Below are 18,120 nucleotides of genomic sequence, written 5' to 3' on the forward strand. Positions count from 1 at the left end.
TAAGGAACGTATTGAATGAGTGAAATTACTCATGACGGTGTGGAGCGTTTACCGCTTCATGCCTTTACTGAAAACGCCTATCTGAACTACTCGATGTACGTCATCATGGATAGAGCGTTGCCATTTATCGGCGATGGACTTAAACCTGTTCAGCGCCGAATTGTGTATGCCATGTCCGAATTGGGGCTGAGCAACACGGCAAAATATAAGAAATCAGCCAGAACCGTCGGTGACGTATTAGGTAAATATCATCCGCATGGTGATAGCGCCTGTTATGAAGCGATGGTGTTGATGGCGCAGCCATTCTCCTACCGTTATCCTTTGGTTGACGGTCAAGGAAACTGGGGGGCTCCAGATGATCCGAAATCCTTCGCTGCGATGCGTTATACCGAGTCTCGCTTATCAAAATATGCAGAAGTTCTGCTCAGCGAATTAGGTCACGGTACCGTTGATTGGGTACCTAACTTTGACGGTACATTAAATGAGCCGAAAATGTTGCCTGCCCGTCTGCCAAATATTTTATTAAATGGTACCACGGGGATTGCCGTGGGTATGGCGACCGATATTCCACCACACAATGCGCGCGAAGTGGCAAGTGCGCTGGTGGCACTACTGGAAAAACCAAAGTTAAATCTTGATGAGATTATGCAGTTTATTCCGGGGCCTGATTACCCAACGGAAGCTGAAATTATCTCTTCACCGGAAGATATCCGTAAGGTTTACCAAAACGGTCGTGGCTCAGTGCGTATGCGTGCGGTATGGGAGAAAGAAGATGGTAATGCGGTAATCACAGCGCTGCCTCATCAAGTTTCCGGCGCTAAAATCCTTGAGCAGATTGCAAACCAGATGCGCGCGAAAAAGCTGCCAATGGTCGAAGATCTACGTGATGAATCAGATCATGAAAACCCAACGCGTTTAGTGATCGTTCCGCGCAGCAACCGCGTGGATCTTGATCAAGTGATGACCCACTTGTTTGCAACGACAGATCTTGAAAGAAGCTACCGTGTTAACTTAAACATGATTGGCTTAGATAACCGTCCGGCAGTGAAAGGATTGGTTGAGATCCTTACCGAGTGGATCACGTATCGTCGTCAAACAGTACGCAATCGCTTAAACCACCGTTTAGAAAAAGTATTAAGACGCCTACATATTTTGGATGGTTTACTCATCGCTTATTTGAATATCGATGAAGTCATTGAAATCATTCGTAATGAAGATGAGCCAAAAGCCGTCTTAATGTCGCGCTTTAATATTAGCGATACCCAAGCCGAAGCGATTTTAGAATTAAAACTACGTCACTTAGCGAAACTTGAAGAGATGAAAATTCGCGGTGAACAGGATGAATTAGCCAAAGAGCGCGATGAGTTACAAGCTATTTTAGGCTCAGAAGCTCGTTTGAATACCTTGATTAAGAAAGAGATTCAGGCAGATGCTAAAGCTTATGGTGATGATCGTCGTTCGCCGCTGCAAGAGCGCGAAGAAGCCAAAGCGCTTAGCGAGCATGAAATTCTGCCTTCGGAGCCGATTACTGTCGTCTTGTCTGACATGGGCTGGGTGCGTAGTGCGAAAGGGCATGATATCGAGCCAAGTAATCTGAGCTACAAAGCGGGGGATAGCTTCAAAGGCGCCGCCCGTGGTAAATCTAATCAAGCGGCGGTATTCCTTGATACCACTGGACGTAGCTATTCTGTCGATCCGCTGGAATTACCTTCTGCACGTAGCCAAGGTGAGCCGTTAACAGGGAAATTAACACTTCCACCGGGCGCGACGATTGAGCATGTGCTGATGGCGCCGGAAGAGCAGAAATACTTAATGGCGTCTGATGCGGGTTATGGTTTTATTTGCACCTTTAATGATTTGGTGACGAAGAATAAAACCGGTAAGGCGTTGATGTCGTTGCCTGAAAATGCAAAAGTAATGGCGCCGATTGAGCTAAATAACGAAAAAGAAGATTTGTTATTAGCCATCACGAAAGCCGGTCGCATGTTATTATTCCCTGTATCTGACCTTCCGCAATTATCCAAAGGGAAGGGGAATAAAATCATTAATATCACAGGGGCGCAAGCCGCAAGTGGTGAAGACCTACTGGTTTGGTTAATGGTGATCCCACCTCGAGCCTCGATCACACTCTATTTTGGTAAGCGTAAACTGAAATTTAAATCAGAAGACTTACAGAAATACCGTGCAGAGCGTGGGCGTAAAGGAACATCGTTACCGCGTGGTTTACATAACATTGAACGTATTGATGTTGATTCTGTGGATACAGAGTAAAAATAACAATAATTCAAGGGCTTGGTTAAAGCCCTTTTCATAAGTTAAGGAATATTATGCTAGCGCTAATTAGAGCTATCATTGTGATCATATTTACGATTTGTGTGTGTGTAGGTGGCAGTATCTACTGCCTATTTAGCCCACGAAATCCAAGACATGTGATGACGTTTGGTCGTATGTTTGGGCGTTTGTCCCATGTGTTCGGTATTAAAATGATTGACCGTGTTCCGGCTAAGGCAAAGGATTACGGTCCAAGTATTTATATCGGTAACCACCAAAATAACTATGACATGGTCACTATGTCGAATGGTGTTCAACCAAGAACCGTTACTGTGGGTAAAAAAAGCCTTGTTTTGATCCCATTCTTTGGCTTCTTGTATTGGATCACGGGAAATATTTTGATTGACCGTGGTAACCGTTCGAAAGCCCATAACACTATTTCCCAAGTTGCCGAGCAGATTAAATCTCGTAAGATTTCAGTCTGGATGTTCCCTGAAGGAACTCGTAGCCGTGGTCGTGGTTTACTGCCATTTAAAACGGGCGCATTCCATGCTGCGATTGCTGCTGGTGTGCCAATTGTGCCTGTTTGTGTGTCTACTACACAAAACAAAATTAGCTTGAACCGTTGGAATAATGGTCATGTGATTATTGAAATGTTGGATCCGATAGATACCTCGAAATACTCTAAAGATCAGGTTCGTGAGCTGTCGGAATATTGTCATGACTTGATGGAAGCTAAAATTAAAGAGTTAGATAAAGAAGTTGAAGAGCTGAATAAACGCTAATCTCCATACTTTTACTAAGTTCTATGATTTTACTAAGTTAATTGATATCGATAGTGGGAAGGTCATTCAGAACTTCCCACTATGTTATTCTGGCGATGTTATTTTCACTGCGAGACTTTTGCTCCACTATTTTCTCCGTCATATAATCCCACTCGTAATTATTACCACTCAAATTTATTATATTTTAATTATTGATACATATATTTTTAGAATTCTATGCCCTTTCGCGATATGATGGCTCGCAAATTTGTCGCAAGATAAATTATTGAATTCCAAATAGTGGTATCACCAGCACATACCTAAAAATACTCGTATAAATCACTAATTTATAATGATTTATTAAAATAATTTGCTGGTTTTTTATTTAGCGGAGAATCTATGTTATTCAGTCGTTGCCGATCATTGCTGATTAGCGGGTTGGCTGTGTGCTTATTGCAGGTATCAACTTATGCGAGTGCAGAAGGAACGACCGCACTCCCTGTTCCACCCTTGCTAGAATCCCGTTCGGGACAGCCACTCTTTTTAACATTACAAAAAATCCATTGGTCTTTCGATGGTAAATATTCAGCGGAAGTTTTAGGGATTAATGGTTCTTATCCTGGACCCACTATTCGCGTAAAAAACGGAGATGACCTCAAATTAATCTATAGCAATAGATTACCGGATGCCGTTTCAATGACGATTAGCGGGTTGCAGATCCCCGGCACGCAAATTGGTGGTGCAGCGAGACAAATTTCGCCAAATGCAGATTGGTCACCGGTGATCCCTATTCGCCAAAATGCGGCAACGCTTTGGTATCACGCGAATACCCAAGGTAAAATGGGACAGCAAATCTACAATGGTTTACTGGGAATGTGGATTATTGATGATGATTCCACAAAAGAGTTACGTTTACCAAAACATTACGGCGTAGATGATTTCCCGATTATTATTCAAGACAAACGTTTGGATAACTTTGGCGTTCCTGAATATCACACTGATGAGAATGGATTCCTCGGGGATACATTAGTGGTTAACGGTGTGCAAGATCCCTACATTGAAGTTTCTCGTGGTTGGGTACGTTTAAGATTATTAAACGCGTCTAATTCCAGACGCTATGTGATGAAAATCAGCGATGGCCGTCCTTTCGTGATGATAGCATCAGACCAAGGATTGCTAACGGTGCCTGCCAGCGTACAAGAACTTTCACTTGCACCGGGAGAACGTCGTGAAGTGCTGATTGATATGGCAAAAACTGCTGAACTGACGATTACAGCAGGGGAATCTGCCTCGTTGATGGATCGCGTAAAAGGGCTATTTGAACCGTCGAATAATTTAATTTCCACCAATGTGCTAACCATCAAAGCGACGGGATTAATGTCATTGGTGACGGATGATGTTCCAAAACAATTAGTTTTGGATACGACACAGATTACCTCCTCGATTACTAACCGTGATATCCAACTAAATGATCCAGTAGGCATCAATGGCGTAAAATTGGATACGGGGCGTGTGGATATTACTTCTCGCCAAGGCAGTTGGGAGCGTTGGAATGTCAGCAGTCAACAGCCTCAATCTTTCCACATTGAAGGTGTTCGCTTTAAAGTGATCAACTGTAATGGGCAGCCAGCTCAGCCAGATAACTTTGGATGGAAAGATACGGTTTGGATTGATGGGCGCTGTGAACTACTTGTGCAGATGCTGCAGCCGTCTTACAACCATTTCCCATTCCTGTTTTATAGCCAAAACCTTGAAAAAGCAGATTTAGGCTCAGTAGGACAACTGGTTATTACACCTGAAGATGGTAGTAACTAATTGAAACATTAGAAAAAGCCCGCAATTAGCGGGCTTTTTTACGTTAAAGATTAGCTTAATGCTACGCGTATACCGAATGCTACTAGCACCACGCCAAGGACTTTATCCACATATTTTTGTACTTTCGCTAGCCCTTTTCTAACGGGGGCACTTTGAATTAAGCACACCAAAATTGGCCAGTAAATCACAGCAAGACCCCAAATAATAAAGGCGAACCAGAGCTTTTCTGAGAATGTCGAATCCACACTAAGCACTTGAGTAAAAATCGCTAAGAAGAATAAAGTTGCCTTAGGATTTAAGACGTTACATAAGAAACCTTGCATGAACGCTTTTTTGAATGTGACATGCTCATGTTGATTGCTCATTAAATCAACACTCTGAGCCTTTTGCGGCATCAGGCTTTTAATCCCAATCCAGATTAAATACGCCGCGCCAGCATATTTAAGAATATTAAATAACCATGGCGTGGTAGTGATCAACACGGCGAGCCCTGCCACGCAATAAGACATATGAAGTGCAATAGCAACGATAATACCGAAGGCGGTCATCATGGCTGCGGAACGTTGGTAACGCGCTGCATTCTTGATAATTAAAAAGAAATCTGGACCTGGTGAGATCATGCCAAGGGCGGCAATCGTCGCGACCATGATACTGGTCTGATACATAATGTAATCTCTTTATTTTAGGTTGAACTAAACTGAGTAATAAGGGACTAAAAGCGTTGTAAACATCGTTTAGTGCATTGACTTGAGTCGTTCGAGTATAAGGGATTGAGTGGTATTTAAGGAAGATTAAATTTAGTCGACGAAGTATGTCTGTTTCCGTATAGTGTGCACAATTTTTATATTTCGTTTCTAAGGTGGTTAGATGAATATTAGCTTAATCGCAGCAATGGCGTTCGATCAGGTTATCGGCATGGAAAATGCGATGCCTTGGAATTTACCAGGTGATTTGGCGTGGTTTAAGCGTCAAACATTGAATAAACCTGTGATTATGGGACGCGTGACTTATGAAGCCCTAGGTCGTCCTTTACCGCAGCGTGTCAATATTGTTTTAAGTAGCCAAGCAGGCACAGAAACTGGTGTTATCTGGGTTAAATCAGTTGAAGAAGCATTAGAAGCCGCGAAGGCAGTTGAAGGTGCTGATGAGATTATGGTGATTGGTGGTGGTAAGGTTTATCAACAATTCCTTCCAATGGCGAATAAACTCTATTTGACTCACGTGGATGCTGAAGTGATTGGGGATACACATTTCCCTGCTTACGAGCCTGATGAATGGGACTCTATTTTCACTGAATATCATGAGGCAGACGAAGCGAATAGCCACGGTTTCTGCATTGAAGTTCTGACTCGTCGCGTTTAACCGTCGCTGCTCTAGTCAACAAAAATGGCACTGTTAGGTGCCATTTTGCTATCTATCATTTGGTATCTAGAGTAAACACTCACTCTTTGCGACGTTTCTGGTGAGATTTCTGTCTATGGAATGTTTTAGTTTCCCAGTGAAGTAGCGTTAAATCCCCTCCCCAGCAACAGCCAGTATCCATCGCATACACATGTTCCGGTGTAAACTTACCTTCCAATGATGCCCAATGACCAAAGAAAATGGCGTAATCTTCAGGGAATTGACTTGGTAGAGAAAACCACGGCTTCAGTGGAGCAGGAGCTTTAGCTGGGCTCTCTTTACAGATCATGTCCAGTTGCCCATTTGGAAAACAATAACGCAGGCGGGTGAGGGCATTGGTGCTGTAGCGTAAACGCGCCAATCCCATCAAACTTTCAGACCAATTGTTTGGCATGTCGCCATACATAGAGTCAATAAATAGCGGATATGCATCGCTTGAAAGCACGGCTTCCACTTCGCGAGCGCACATTTTTGCGGTTTCGAGATCCCACTGTGGCGTAATGCCAGCGTGGGTCATGACCATTTTTTGCTCTTCATCGACTTGTAAAAGTGGCTGACGGCGTAACCAATTGATGAGTTCATCGATATCGGGCGCATTGAGTAGCTCATCAAGATGGTCTTTAGGTTTATTGCGACTGATTTTGCAGTAGATACCAATTAAATGTAGGTCATGGTTGCCTAACACTAATCGTGCTGATGAGCCTAAACTTTTCACATAGCGTAAGACTTGCAATGACTCGGGTCCACGAGCAACAAGGTCACCCGTTAGCCACAATGTATCTTGCTGTGGATCGAAATTCACGCTATCGAGAAGTTCCCGCAGCTCACGATAACAACCGTGTATATCACCTACAATGTATGTGGACATAATTAATTAATCAGTGTTGGGATAGCGAGGCGAAATGCAGGAATATCAACATGAAAATGATTTCCTTGATCGCTCAGCATAACGTAATAGCCTTCCATCGTACCCATTGGTGTTTCTAAGATAGCACCGCTGGTATAGCGATATTCTTTGCCCGGTAGGATAACGGGTTGTTCACCCACCACGCCTTCACCTTGCACTTCAGTTTTACGGCCATCACTATTGGTAATGAGCCAGTAACGGCTCATTAACTGTATAGGAATTCGCCCTAAATTGCGGATACAAATAGTATACGCAAAGACAAAACGGGCAATGTCGGGCTGGGATTGGCTTTCTATGTAGACACTTTGAACTTGGATGCTCACATTGGGATCATTCAGCATAGTGCCTCCTCAGATTCTCTATTCCGATAAATTACACAGATAGTTTGCCATCTTACAATAGTGCTCAACGGAGATATTCTCAGCGCGCGTTCCCGGGTCGATACCCAGTTCGGTTAACTGCTCAACGCTGAATAAATCCCCAAGACTATTGCGGATAGTTTTACGACGTTGGTTAAATGCTTGGGTTGTAATACGGCTCAATACTTTAATATCCTTCACTGGGTATGGATTTTCCTTGTGAGGGATCAATCTTACTACCGCAGAGTCCACTTTTGGTGGTGGCGCAAAGGCAGTAGGCGGAACTTCAAGCACAGGAACAACATTGCAGTAATATTGCGCCATTACGCTTAAACGACCGAAAGCTTTGCTTCCAGGACCTGCTACTAATCGATTAACCACTTCTTTTTGCAACATGAAATTCATGTCGGAAATTTGGTTGGTGAATGTAAACAGGTGGAACATCAACGGTGTTGAGATGTTATAAGGCAAATTACCAAATACGCGTATTGGCTGTCCAGCTTGTTTCGCCAGTTCACCAAAATCGACAGTCATCGCATCTTGCTGGATGATGGTTAGCTTGTCTTTCAGCTGTGGATGGACATGCAGACGAGCAGTAAGGTCGCGGTCAAGTTCGACAACCGTCATTTTATCCATGCGGCTGCCAACAGGTTCAGTTAATGCCCCAAGACCCGGACCAATTTCTACAATGGCTTGTCCTGGTTGTGGGTGCATTGCATCTACAATACTGTCGATAATAAATTGGTCAGTTAAAAAGTTCTGCCCGAAACGTTTGCGGGCAAGGTGCCCCTGATGGACTCGATTATTCATGAATTCTTTTGTGTCATTTGGATAGCTAATTTCAATGCGGTGATGAAACTGCCCGCATCGGCTTGACCCGTACCTGCTAATTCAAGCGCTGTGCCGTGATCGACGGAAGTACGGATAAATGGCAGACCAAGGGTAATATTTACCGCTCTGCCGAAACCTTGGTATTTTAACACAGGTAGCCCCTGATCGTGATACATCGCTAATACGGCGTCTGCATCGGTTAAATACTTCGGTTGGAAAAGCGTGTCTGCGGGTAAAGGACCGATTAAGGTAATACCTTGTTTACGCAAGGTTTCTAGGGCTGGAATGATGGTTTCAATCTCTTCCATTCCCATATGTCCGCTTTCTCCGGCATGAGGGTTAAGCCCACAAACATAAATGTGCGGGTTTTCAATACCAAACTTGGTTTGCAGGTCATGATGCAAAATGGTGATCACTTCATGCAAGCTTTGTTGGGTAATTGCCTCGGAGACATCTTTTAGCGGCAGGTGCGTGGTCGCTAAAGCGACACGTAATTCTTGTGTTGCAAGCATCATCACAACGCGGTCACAGTGGCTTCTATCTGCGAAAAATTCGGTATGTCCACTAAATGGAATACCAGCGTCATTGATAATGCCTTTGTGAACAGGCCCCGTTACGATGGCAGAAAATTCACCATTCAAACAGCCATCACAAGCGCGGGCTAAAGTTTCAGTAACATATTCACCATTACGAACATCGAGTTTTCCAGCTTCTGCCAGTACACTCAGTGAAACGGGAACAATCGATAACTGCCCTGCGACGGAAGTCTGTGGCTGTTTTGCATCATATTCGCGTAATGTTAGCGGTAAATTGAGAGTTTTAGCGCGTTGAATAAGCAGGTCTGGGTCTGCGCAAGCCACAAGCTCGACAGGCCATGCCTGCTGAGCGAGTTGGATCAGAAGATCTGGGCCTACCCCGGCAGGTTCACCGGGGGTGATGACGATTGGCTTATTTTGCTTGTTCATCATTAGATTGGCTTTGGCGACCATCAACGATATTCACATAAGCCGCAGCGCGTTGTTCTTGCATCCAAGTCTGCGCTTCTTCGTTAAACTTACGATTGAACAGTAAACGGTACGCTTGATCTTTCTTCGCGGCATCAGTTTTATCAACGCTGCGAGTATCTTCTAACTGAATTAAGTGCCAGCCGAAACTTGAAGGTACAGGTTGGCTGATTTCACCTTTTTTCAGTTTCATCAGTGCATCACGGAATGCAGGATCGTAAACATCAGGCATATTCCAACCTAATTCCCCACCTTTTAATGCACTACCTGGATCTTCGGAGTTTTCTTTAGCCGCTTCTTCAAATGAAATTCTGCCGTTACGGATCTCTTGAGCCAGTTGAGTCAGTTTTTGTCTTGCTGTTGCATCATCCATAATTGGTGATGATTTCAGTAAGATATGACGCGCTTTCACTTCGGTGACGGATATTGGCTGGTGAGTATCACCAGTAACGTCATTGACACGTAAAATATGGAAGCCTACACCAGAACGAATTGGACCAACGATATCGCCTTTCTTCGAGTTTTTCAGTTGGTCAGAAAAGACCACTGGCAGCTCTTGCAAACGTGACCAACCCATGTTTCCACCTTTCAGTGCTTGAGGGTCAGCAGAGTAAGCAATCGCTAATTTACCGAAATCAGAGCCTTTTTTCAGGTCAGTTAAGATTTTATCAACTAACGATTCTGCTTTTGATAACTGTTCTGGCGTTGGGTTCTCTGGCAGTGGGATCAGAATGTGGCTTAAATTTACGCCTTTCTGAGCATTCATTTGAGAATCCATTTGCTCAGCTAATGCATCAACTTCCTGAGGCAAAATGGTGATACGGCGGCGAACTTCGTTATTACGCACTTCCGCTAACAGCATTTCCTTACGGATTTCGCTGCGGTATTTGCCCATATTGATACCATCCGCAGTCAGGCGTTTTTCCATCTGCGGTAAGGTTAAATTGTTTTGGCGAGCAATATCCGCGATAGTCGCATTCACAGCTTCTTCAGGGATATTAATCTGCATTTGGTTAGCCATCTGCAACATGATGTTATCCATAACCAAACGGTCGATGATTTGCTGGCGCAGGGTTTGATCATCAGGAACTTGTTGATTTGCATTACGTGCATTCAACTTCACTGTATTGATCATATTCTGGACGTCGCTTTCAAGTACAACTCCGTTGTTGACAACCGCAGCCACTTTATCCATTTGCTGTGGCGCAGCTAAACTTGCAGAGCTTGCGAACATCAGTCCCAGAATAAGCGTTCTCCAATTCTTCATAATGGTCCTATAAAATTGACTTTTATTCCGCATATGCGGGCTAATCGTGATCGTTATGTTGTTTGTTATCAGAAAGCACGTTGATAAGGAATAATACCTTGTTTCAACATCTCCTGACTACCTAAACTATGATTGTTATTTAGGCCTCTAAGTTCCACGTTGATAGACCATTTATTGTCATATTCACTGCTGAACTTCTCATTTTGCCAACCCACAATCTTACGTTCGTATCCTAAATTCACCGCCCAACAGCAGGCATTGTATTGTAATCCGACAAGCTGGCTCGCCGATTGTTGCTGCTTAGTATCGTAATAGTAAGAACCAACAAAGCCCCAGTTTTCACTTAATGGCCAGCTGACAACAGTACCAATCTGGGAAATACCTTGTTGGTATTCAGGTAGTTTATATACATTCTCATTATCTTTTTGATATGTAGCTTGGATATAGTCACGGTCAACAAAACGGTAATTCAGCTGAATTAGTCTATCGGCATCAAAGCGATATTCAGTAACCGCATTTCCCATGGTGATGTTACCAAGGCGGCGGTCATACTGTAAGTTCCCTCTAATGCCCCAGTTTTCATCAATGTGCCACATGGCATCGGTTGCCCACAGCAATGATCCCGTATCACTCTTATCATCAATTTTTCGCGTTGAATTCCCCGCGCGAGGGCGCTCTAAATAGTAAATTTGCCCGACGGAGAAATTGAAGCGCTCAGCTAAATTTTCATCATAAATACGGGTGGTTAAACCGGTTGTGAACTGGTTTGCTGAAGCGATACGGTCTAAACCACTGTATATACGGTCACGGAATAAGCCCGAATAATCAGATTGTAATAATGATGAGTCGTAGTTATTGATATTGTCCTGATCTTTATACGGAATATATAAATACTGAACTCGTGGCTCTAAAGTTTGAACAAAATCACTGCCTTGGAATAGGTCGCGCTCAAATACCACCTTCGCATCACTCTTAAACATTGGCAGCACACGGGTGACATTTTTTTCTAGGCTGCTATTTTCTTGGGCTTTAGGGATATCTTGATCATAGTGAGTTGCAAATAGTCTTACGCTGTTATTCATTTGCGCCCAACCGTTAGACAGCGGCATGCTGACTTCAGGTTCGATATGCAAACGGGTTGCGTCTGGGTTATTTTCACCCACACTAGTAAAACGAGCAGCTTGTGCGTAGGTATGGAAATCCAACATACCGACGTCATTTTGGTAATAGTTAAAATCGATTTGCGGTTCAGCTTTATAAGCACGCTTATTTGGGTTATCCACAAAGATTTGGAACTGTTTGTGAGACACTTTCATGTTCCAATTGGTATCAGAATAGCCGACGTTAAATTTCTGTGTGGCATAACCATCAGTGGTGCTACCGTACTGAGAGCTAAAATCAGTAAAGTATTGGGGATCACTTACTTTAGTGTAGTCGGCACCAAAGTTCCAGTGCTGAGCAAAGGTCCCTGAGTGGCGCCAGTAGAATAACCAACGGTCATCGCTGTCACGGGCATCACGCTTACCATTTTCTTTATCTTTAATATAAGCACGATCGTGGTTAATAAAGTCAAATGCGATGGTCCCCGTACCTGGTGTGATTAAATAACGGAATTCGTTATTTAATTTTACGCCTCGGTGGGTCATAAATTGTGGCGTAATCGTCGCATCGTAATTTGGTGCGATGTTCCAATAATACGGCAGCGTGAACTCTAACCCGTCGTTGTTTGAATAGCTTCCCATTGGGATTAAGAAACCAGAACGGCGCTTGCTACCAATCGGTAACTGCATATATGGGCTATAGAACACAGGCACATCTGCGATACGGAAACGAGCATGCCAAATTTCTGCGACTTCTTCTTCGCGGTCAATAATCACTTCAGAGCCAGCAACGCTCCATGTATTACTGCCCGGTAAGCAGCTGGTGAAAGTCCCGTTTTCCATAATGGAATAGCGGTTTTCACCTCGCATTTTCATTTTTTTCGCGTCACCGCGACCTTGACGACCTACCATCATGTAGTTACCGTCATCAACGTCAGTGTTTTTATTATCTAAGTTTGACCACGCTGAAGGGCCTTTCAGGATAATTTGAGGGTCATCGTAATGGACATTCCCCGTCGCCGTCACTTCACGAACCGGTTCTTCACCCTCTTTTTGGGTTTGTGTCAGTTTAACGTTATCTGCTGTGAGAGTCTGGTTGCCCTGCTGAATATCAACGTTACCAGTATATTCGACAAAATTAGGGTATTCCCCTGTGACGTCGTCAGCTTGAATCTCAATCGGTAAGCTATTTTGATCACCAGAGATAATAGGTTTGTCATAAACAGGCACCCCAAGCATACATTGTGCTGCAAGATCAGCATGTGCTTGCTGGCTATAAATAGCCGCCCATACCATGGTGGCGATTATTGTGGGATAACTTTTCTTCATCATTAAATAGGGAGTCCGTCAAATGGGCACAGTCGGCAAACGCTCAAAGACTATCTTAGCCAACCCGTTTTCGCCAGTATAATATCAAAACTGGAATAAACGTAGTTAGCAACTTGTTAGGTTCTTTATCGTTATGCACAAAAGCAGAATGGATAGTATGATAATGCAAAATTGCATTCTGAGCATTGAAGAATTGAGGGATATATGCACTATTGGGGTAAAATTATTGGGGTGATACTCGCTATTGTCTCCGGTTTAGGGTTTTGGGGAGCATTAGCCGGCTTACTGATTGGGCACGGTTTTGATAAGGCTTCGGCTCAACGTAAGTTCGCTGGCGCCTTCAATAAGCGCGACAGACAAATTATTTTCTTCGCAAGTACCTTTCAAATATTAGGGCATTTAACCAAGTCAAAAGGGCGTGTCACCGAGACTGATATCCAGTTAGCATCGAACCTGATGGACAGAATGCAACTGCACGGAGAAACTCGCAAAGCCGCTCAACAAGCCTTTAGAGAGGGGAAATCCCCAGACTTTCCACTGCGTGATGTTCTTAAACAATTACGTATGGCTTGTTATGGTCGTTTTGACCTTGTTCAGATGTTTCTGGAAATTCAATTACAAGCTGCTTTCGCGGATGGAACCCTACATCCTAACGAACGAAAAGTGCTATTTATTATTGCGGAAGAGCTGGGTATCTCCCAAATTCAGTTTGAGCAATTCTTAGATATGATCCAAAGCGGTCGCCAGTTTGGTCATGGTTATTCTCAGCAGCAGTCTGGAGGCTATTACCAACAAAATAATGGCCCTACGCTGGAAGATGCCTGTAAGGTACTTGGGGTTTCCGTCGATGATGACCCAACGAAAATTAAGCGAGCGTACCGTAAGCTGATGAGTGAGCATCATCCCGATAAGCTGGTTGCTAAAGGGTTACCGCCAGAGATGATGGAAATTGCTAAGCAAAAAGCACAGTCAATTCAGGCGGCTTATGATCTTGTTAAAAAAGAGAAGGGTTTCAAATAACTTCAGTTTTTAAATAACTTAAGCTTTTAAATAATTGAAGCGCTTAAACCAGCCTAAGCGCTTCAATCAGATTAGAAATCTGGCGGGCAAGTAAAATGCATTGGTGTGCCATACTCAGGATGAGTGATATACAGCTCCTGCGCATGTAACTGCAAACGTGGTGCTAATGCCAATGCTTCTTCATGGGCATAAAATCTGTCACCAAGAATAGGGTGTCCCAGTGCGAGCATATGGACACGTAGCTGATGAGAGCGTCCCGTAATTGGCGAAAGTTTGACTCGCGTTGCCTGCTCTTCATATTCTAAAACTTGGTATTCGGTTTGCGCCGATTTCCCCGTTTCAAAACAGACTTTCTGCTTAGGGCGATTCGGCCAGTCACAAATTAGCGGTAAATCCACCAAACCCTCAGATTTTTCCAAATGACCCCACACGCGAGCCACATAGTGCTTTTTCGGCTCCCGCTCCCTAAACTGACGCTTGAGTTCACGCTCAGCTGCTTTATGCAGAGCGACAACCATAACGCCACTGGTTGCCATATCTAAACGGTGAACGGACTCCGCCACAGGATAATCCCGCTGAATACGGCTCATGATGCTGTCATGGTGCTCAGGGGCTTTCCCTGGTACAGAAAGCAAGCCGCTAGGTTTATTGACTACAATAATATGCTCGTCTTGGTAGAGTATATGTAGCCATGGTTCAGTAGGGGGATTATAGGGTAACATTTCTTTTATCCTTCATTCTTCACACTGTAGCGGTGTTGGCTGCTATCAGCCAGCACCGCTGTAACTCGCATAATCTCGGGGAGTGTCGAGCTATATTCTCTACTGATGCGTGACAACCACTAAGCGGATAGCGTCGAGGCGCCATGAAGCTTGGTCGATGTTGGTCATCAATTGGCGACGCTCTTCCTCGATAATATCGAGTTCTTCATCACGGATATTTGGGTTAACCGCTTTCAGCGCTTCCAAGCGAGACAGTTCCAAAGTCAGGGCTTTATCAGCGGCTTCTTTGGCATTCTCAATAATGGATTTTGCTTCTTTCTCGACCATCGGTTCAGAGAGGCGTAATACAGAATGCACCTCGTTTTGTACGGCATTGACTAACTTGCTCGCCATATGACGGTTGATGGCATTTAATTGGCGGTTAAAACTCTCAAACTCCACTTGTGAAGATAGGTTATTACCTTTTAAATCAATCAATAAGCGAACTGGGGTCGCCGGTAAGAAACGGCTGATTTGCAGCTGTTTCGGAGCCTGAGCTTCTACAACATAAATCAGTTCGGTCAGCAAGGTGCCTACTGGCAACGCTTTGTTTTTCAACACAGAAACTGCGCAGCTACCCGTATCGCCGGATAACACTAAATCCAAACCGTTACGAATAATCGGATGTTCCCAGCTAATAAACTGCGTATCTTCGCGGGAAAGCGCTTGTTCGCGGTCAAAAGTGATAGTACAGCCATCTTGCGGCAATCCTGGGAAATCAGGCACTAACATATGGTCGGATGGCGTGAGGATAATTAAGTTATCGCTCTTATCTTCTTGGTTGATCCCAACGATATCAAACAGGTTCAGTGCAAAGTTAACCAGCTCAGTCTCGTTATCGCCTTCACCAATCTCTTCGGCTAATTTATTACCGGCTTCACCGCCATTTGAGTGCATTTCCAGCAAACGGTCACGACCTTGCTCTAACTGCGCTTTGAGTGCATCGTGCTCTTCGCGGCAGGTTTTAATAAATTCATCAAACCCGTCAGTGATGGTTGGTTCAGCCATAAATTGCAGCAATTGTTGGTAATATTTATCGTAAATAGTACGACCGGTAGGGCAAGTATGCTCAAAAGCATCTAAACCTTCATGGTACCAACGAATTAATACGGCTTGTGCGGTATTTTCCAAGTAAGGCACGTTGATCACGATATCGCGGCTTTGACCAATACGATCCAAACGACCAATACGCTGCTCAAGCAAGTCAGGGTTGAATGGCAGGTCAAACATCACTAATTGGTTAGCAAACTGGAAGTTACGACCTTCTGAACCAATTTCAGAACACAGCAATACCTGCGCGCCTTCTTCTTGTGAAGCAAAGTATGCAGCAGCACGGTCACGTTCTAACAGGGATAAACCTTCGTGGAATACCGCCGCACGGATCCCTTCACGCTCACGCAGAACTTGCTCAAGTTGCAGTGCTGTAGCGGCTTTGGCACAGATAACCAGTACTTTTTCATGACGATTTGCGGTTAAGAAGCCCATCAGCCATTCAACTCGTGGGTCGAAGTTCCACCAAGTGGCGTTTTCACCTTCAAATTCTTGGTAGATTTGTTCTGGATACAGCATCTCTTTTGCGCGAGTTTCTACATCCTTTTTCGTGCCCATAATGCCAGCGACTTTGATTGCCGTTTGGTATTGAGTTGGCAGTGGCATTTTTAAAGAATGCAATTCACGGCGTGGAAAGCCTTTGACACCATTACGGGTGTTTCTAAATAACAGGCGGCTAGTACCATGTCTGTCCATCAGCATATGGATCAGTTCTTGGCGAGCGGCTTGGCTGTCATCGCCTTCAAGATTAGCGGCTTTTAATAACGGCTCAACATCTTGTTCTTTGATAAGCTCGCTGAGCAGGTTTTGCTGGTCATTTGTCAGTTTATCGCCAGAAAGTAGCAGTGAAACCGCATCGGCGACAGGGCGATAATTTTCTTGCTCAGCTAAGAACTCTTGATAGTCATGGAAGCGGCTAGGGTCGAGGAGGCGCAAACGCGCAAAGTGGCTCTCTTGACCTAATTGCTCGGGTGTTGCCGTTAGCAGTAAAACAGAAGGAACATGCTCTGCTAAGGTTTCAATCACTTGATATTCACGGCTTGGGGCAGTTTCGCTCCATTGCAGATGGTGAGCTTCATCGACGACCATCATGTCCCAGCCCGCTTCGACGAGTTGGTCAAAACGCTGTTTATTACGACGAACAAAATCCAGAGAACACAGGACTAATTGCTCAGTTTCAAATGGGTTATCGCTGTCGTGTTGGGCTTCGCTGTAGCGGCTATCATCAAACAGGGAAAAACGCAGGTTAAAACGGCGCAGCATTTCCACCAGCCATTGATGCTGTAAGCTATCTGGGACAATGACCAATACTCGCTCAGCACGACCTGCCATCAATTGCTGATGGATTATCATACCCGCTTCGATGGTTTTCCCTAAGCCCACTTCATCCGCCAGTAAAACTCGCGGATTGTGGCGCTTACCGACTTCGTTAGCAATATGCAACTGATGCGGGATCAAACTCGCGCGGATACCACGCAGACCCGTAGATTGGTGTTTAACTTGTTCGCTTTGGAATTTACGTGCACGAAAACGCAGCGCAAAACGATCCATACGATCGATTTGACCGGCGAACAGTCTATCTTGTGGCTTATTAAACGTTAGCTTGCTATCAAGGAACACTTCTCTCAGGCTGACATCCGCTTCTTGGGTGTCTAAACGTGTTCCTGTGTAGGTCAATAACCCTTTATCTTCTTGAATACTTTCAACTTGTAGCTGCCAACCTTCGTGACTGGTGATGGTATCACCTTCGTTGAACATCACTCGGGTAATTGGGGCATCACTACGTGAGTACAGTCGGTTTTCCCCAGTGGCAGGGAAAAGCAACGTCACCATACGGGCATCAATAGCCACGACGGCGCCTAACCCAAGTTCGCTTTCTGTGTCGCTGATCCAGCGTTGACCAAGAGTAAATGGCATAGGTTTAATTTAATTCCATAATTTTGATTGTTTATTTTTAGATGTTTAAGACAACTAACCGGTGTCTTTGCCCAGTGTTGATATAACGGTTATATACCAAGGGTGATGCGAAATTTTTTAATCGTTTTGCCGTTTGGCAATTATAGCTCTTTTCTCTTTCGAGTCGCGTTGCTCGAATTATGATGAGTATAGCCGATTTTCTCGCCAAGCTGTGCGTATAACAGGTCGAGATATCAAAGGGGCGTTATATTAATTCAACATTCGCTTATCGTCACCTGTTAAAAATGCGGCAATTGTAATAAGAATTGTACAATTCACGCTGTT

Annotated in this window: 14 protein-coding genes; 5 read left to right on the forward strand and 9 right to left on the reverse strand. The window is 44.3% G+C overall.

The window, feature by feature from the left end; genetic code table 11:
* The first annotated feature begins 15 nt into the window (after positions 1 to 15).
* From parC to ftsP, 3 genes are all read left to right on the forward strand, one after another.
* Positions 16 to 2,271 (forward strand): DNA topoisomerase IV subunit A, encoded by a 2,256-nt coding sequence (gene parC, locus GKR71_RS12500; RefSeq protein WP_036956278.1) that lies wholly within the window; start codon positions 16 to 18, stop codon positions 2,269 to 2,271.
* A gap of 56 nt (positions 2,272 to 2,327) precedes the next feature.
* Entirely contained in the window at positions 2,328 to 3,056 is a 729-nt protein-coding gene (locus GKR71_RS12505) for a 1-acylglycerol-3-phosphate O-acyltransferase (protein ID WP_036956280.1), read from the forward strand.
* A 378-nt stretch (positions 3,057 to 3,434) separates the two neighbouring features.
* Complete coding sequence (ftsP, locus tag GKR71_RS12510; protein ID WP_036956282.1) at positions 3,435 to 4,850, forward strand: cell division protein FtsP; 1,416 nt, start codon at positions 3,435 to 3,437, stop codon at positions 4,848 to 4,850.
* Positions 4,851 to 4,900: 50 nt separating this feature from the next.
* Here the strand turns inward: ftsP and GKR71_RS12515 are convergent, their stop codons facing one another.
* Positions 4,901 to 5,515, reverse strand: a complete 615-nt coding sequence (locus tag GKR71_RS12515; RefSeq protein ID WP_036956284.1) for a LysE family translocator — start codon at positions 5,513 to 5,515, stop codon at positions 4,901 to 4,903.
* 202 nt (positions 5,516 to 5,717) lie between these two features.
* On the opposite strand from GKR71_RS12515, the gene folA reads away from it, so the two are divergent.
* Positions 5,718 to 6,212 carry a type 3 dihydrofolate reductase gene (gene folA / locus GKR71_RS12520; RefSeq protein ID WP_036956287.1) on the forward strand — a complete coding sequence of 165 codons (495 nt, stop codon included), beginning with the start codon at positions 5,718 to 5,720 and terminating at the stop codon, positions 6,210 to 6,212.
* Positions 6,213 to 6,291: 79 nt separating this feature from the next.
* On the opposite strand, the gene apaH is transcribed toward folA, so the two are convergent.
* The 6 genes from apaH to lptD all read right to left on the reverse strand — a co-directional run bounded on the left by apaH (position 6,292) and on the right by lptD (position 13,048).
* Positions 6,292 to 7,119: a bis(5'-nucleosyl)-tetraphosphatase (symmetrical) ApaH gene (apaH, locus tag GKR71_RS12525; RefSeq protein ID WP_036956289.1), complete on the reverse strand. Its 828-nt coding sequence runs from the start codon at positions 7,117 to 7,119 to the stop codon at positions 6,292 to 6,294.
* Positions 7,120 to 7,121: 2 nt separating this feature from the next.
* Positions 7,122 to 7,499, reverse strand: a complete 378-nt coding sequence (apaG, locus tag GKR71_RS12530) for a Co2+/Mg2+ efflux protein ApaG (protein ID WP_036956291.1) — start codon at positions 7,497 to 7,499, stop codon at positions 7,122 to 7,124.
* Positions 7,500 to 7,517: 18 nt separating this feature from the next.
* Positions 7,518 to 8,327, reverse strand: a complete 810-nt coding sequence (gene rsmA / locus GKR71_RS12535) for a 16S rRNA (adenine(1518)-N(6)/adenine(1519)-N(6))-dimethyltransferase RsmA (RefSeq protein ID WP_154634355.1) — start codon at positions 8,325 to 8,327, stop codon at positions 7,518 to 7,520.
* Positions 8,324 to 9,316 (reverse strand): 4-hydroxythreonine-4-phosphate dehydrogenase PdxA, encoded by a 993-nt coding sequence (gene pdxA / locus GKR71_RS12540; RefSeq protein ID WP_036956416.1) that lies wholly within the window; start codon positions 9,314 to 9,316, stop codon positions 8,324 to 8,326. The genes rsmA and pdxA overlap by 4 nt, the downstream gene beginning before the upstream one ends.
* On the reverse strand, positions 9,297 to 10,619 hold the full coding sequence (gene surA / locus GKR71_RS12545; RefSeq protein WP_036956295.1) for a peptidylprolyl isomerase SurA: 1,323 nt from the start codon (positions 10,617 to 10,619) through the stop codon (positions 9,297 to 9,299). The genes pdxA and surA overlap by 20 nt, the downstream gene beginning before the upstream one ends.
* A 68-nt stretch (positions 10,620 to 10,687) precedes the next feature.
* Positions 10,688 to 13,048 carry an LPS assembly protein LptD gene (gene lptD, locus GKR71_RS12550; RefSeq protein ID WP_195848972.1) on the reverse strand — a complete coding sequence of 787 codons (2,361 nt, stop codon included), beginning with the start codon at positions 13,046 to 13,048 and terminating at the stop codon, positions 10,688 to 10,690.
* Between the two features lie 204 nt (positions 13,049 to 13,252).
* On the opposite strand from lptD, the gene djlA reads away from it, so the two are divergent.
* Positions 13,253 to 14,068, forward strand: coding sequence for a co-chaperone DjlA (djlA, locus tag GKR71_RS12555; RefSeq protein ID WP_036956297.1), 816 nt, complete (start codon positions 13,253 to 13,255; stop codon positions 14,066 to 14,068).
* 71 nt (positions 14,069 to 14,139) lie between these two features.
* Here djlA and rluA read toward each other — a convergent pair whose 3' ends face one another.
* Positions 14,140 to 14,790 carry a bifunctional tRNA pseudouridine(32) synthase/23S rRNA pseudouridine(746) synthase RluA gene (gene rluA, locus GKR71_RS12560; protein ID WP_036956299.1) on the reverse strand — a complete coding sequence of 217 codons (651 nt, stop codon included), beginning with the start codon at positions 14,788 to 14,790 and terminating at the stop codon, positions 14,140 to 14,142.
* A gap of 99 nt (positions 14,791 to 14,889) precedes the next feature.
* Positions 14,890 to 17,796, reverse strand: coding sequence for an RNA polymerase-associated protein RapA (rapA, locus tag GKR71_RS12565; protein WP_154609932.1), 2,907 nt, complete (start codon positions 17,794 to 17,796; stop codon positions 14,890 to 14,892).
* Positions 17,797 to 18,120: the final 324 nt, after the last annotated feature.

It is taken from the genome of Providencia sp. wls1922, assembly GCF_009706505.1.
Taxonomy (GTDB): domain Bacteria; phylum Pseudomonadota; class Gammaproteobacteria; order Enterobacterales; family Enterobacteriaceae; genus Providencia; species Providencia lanzhouensis.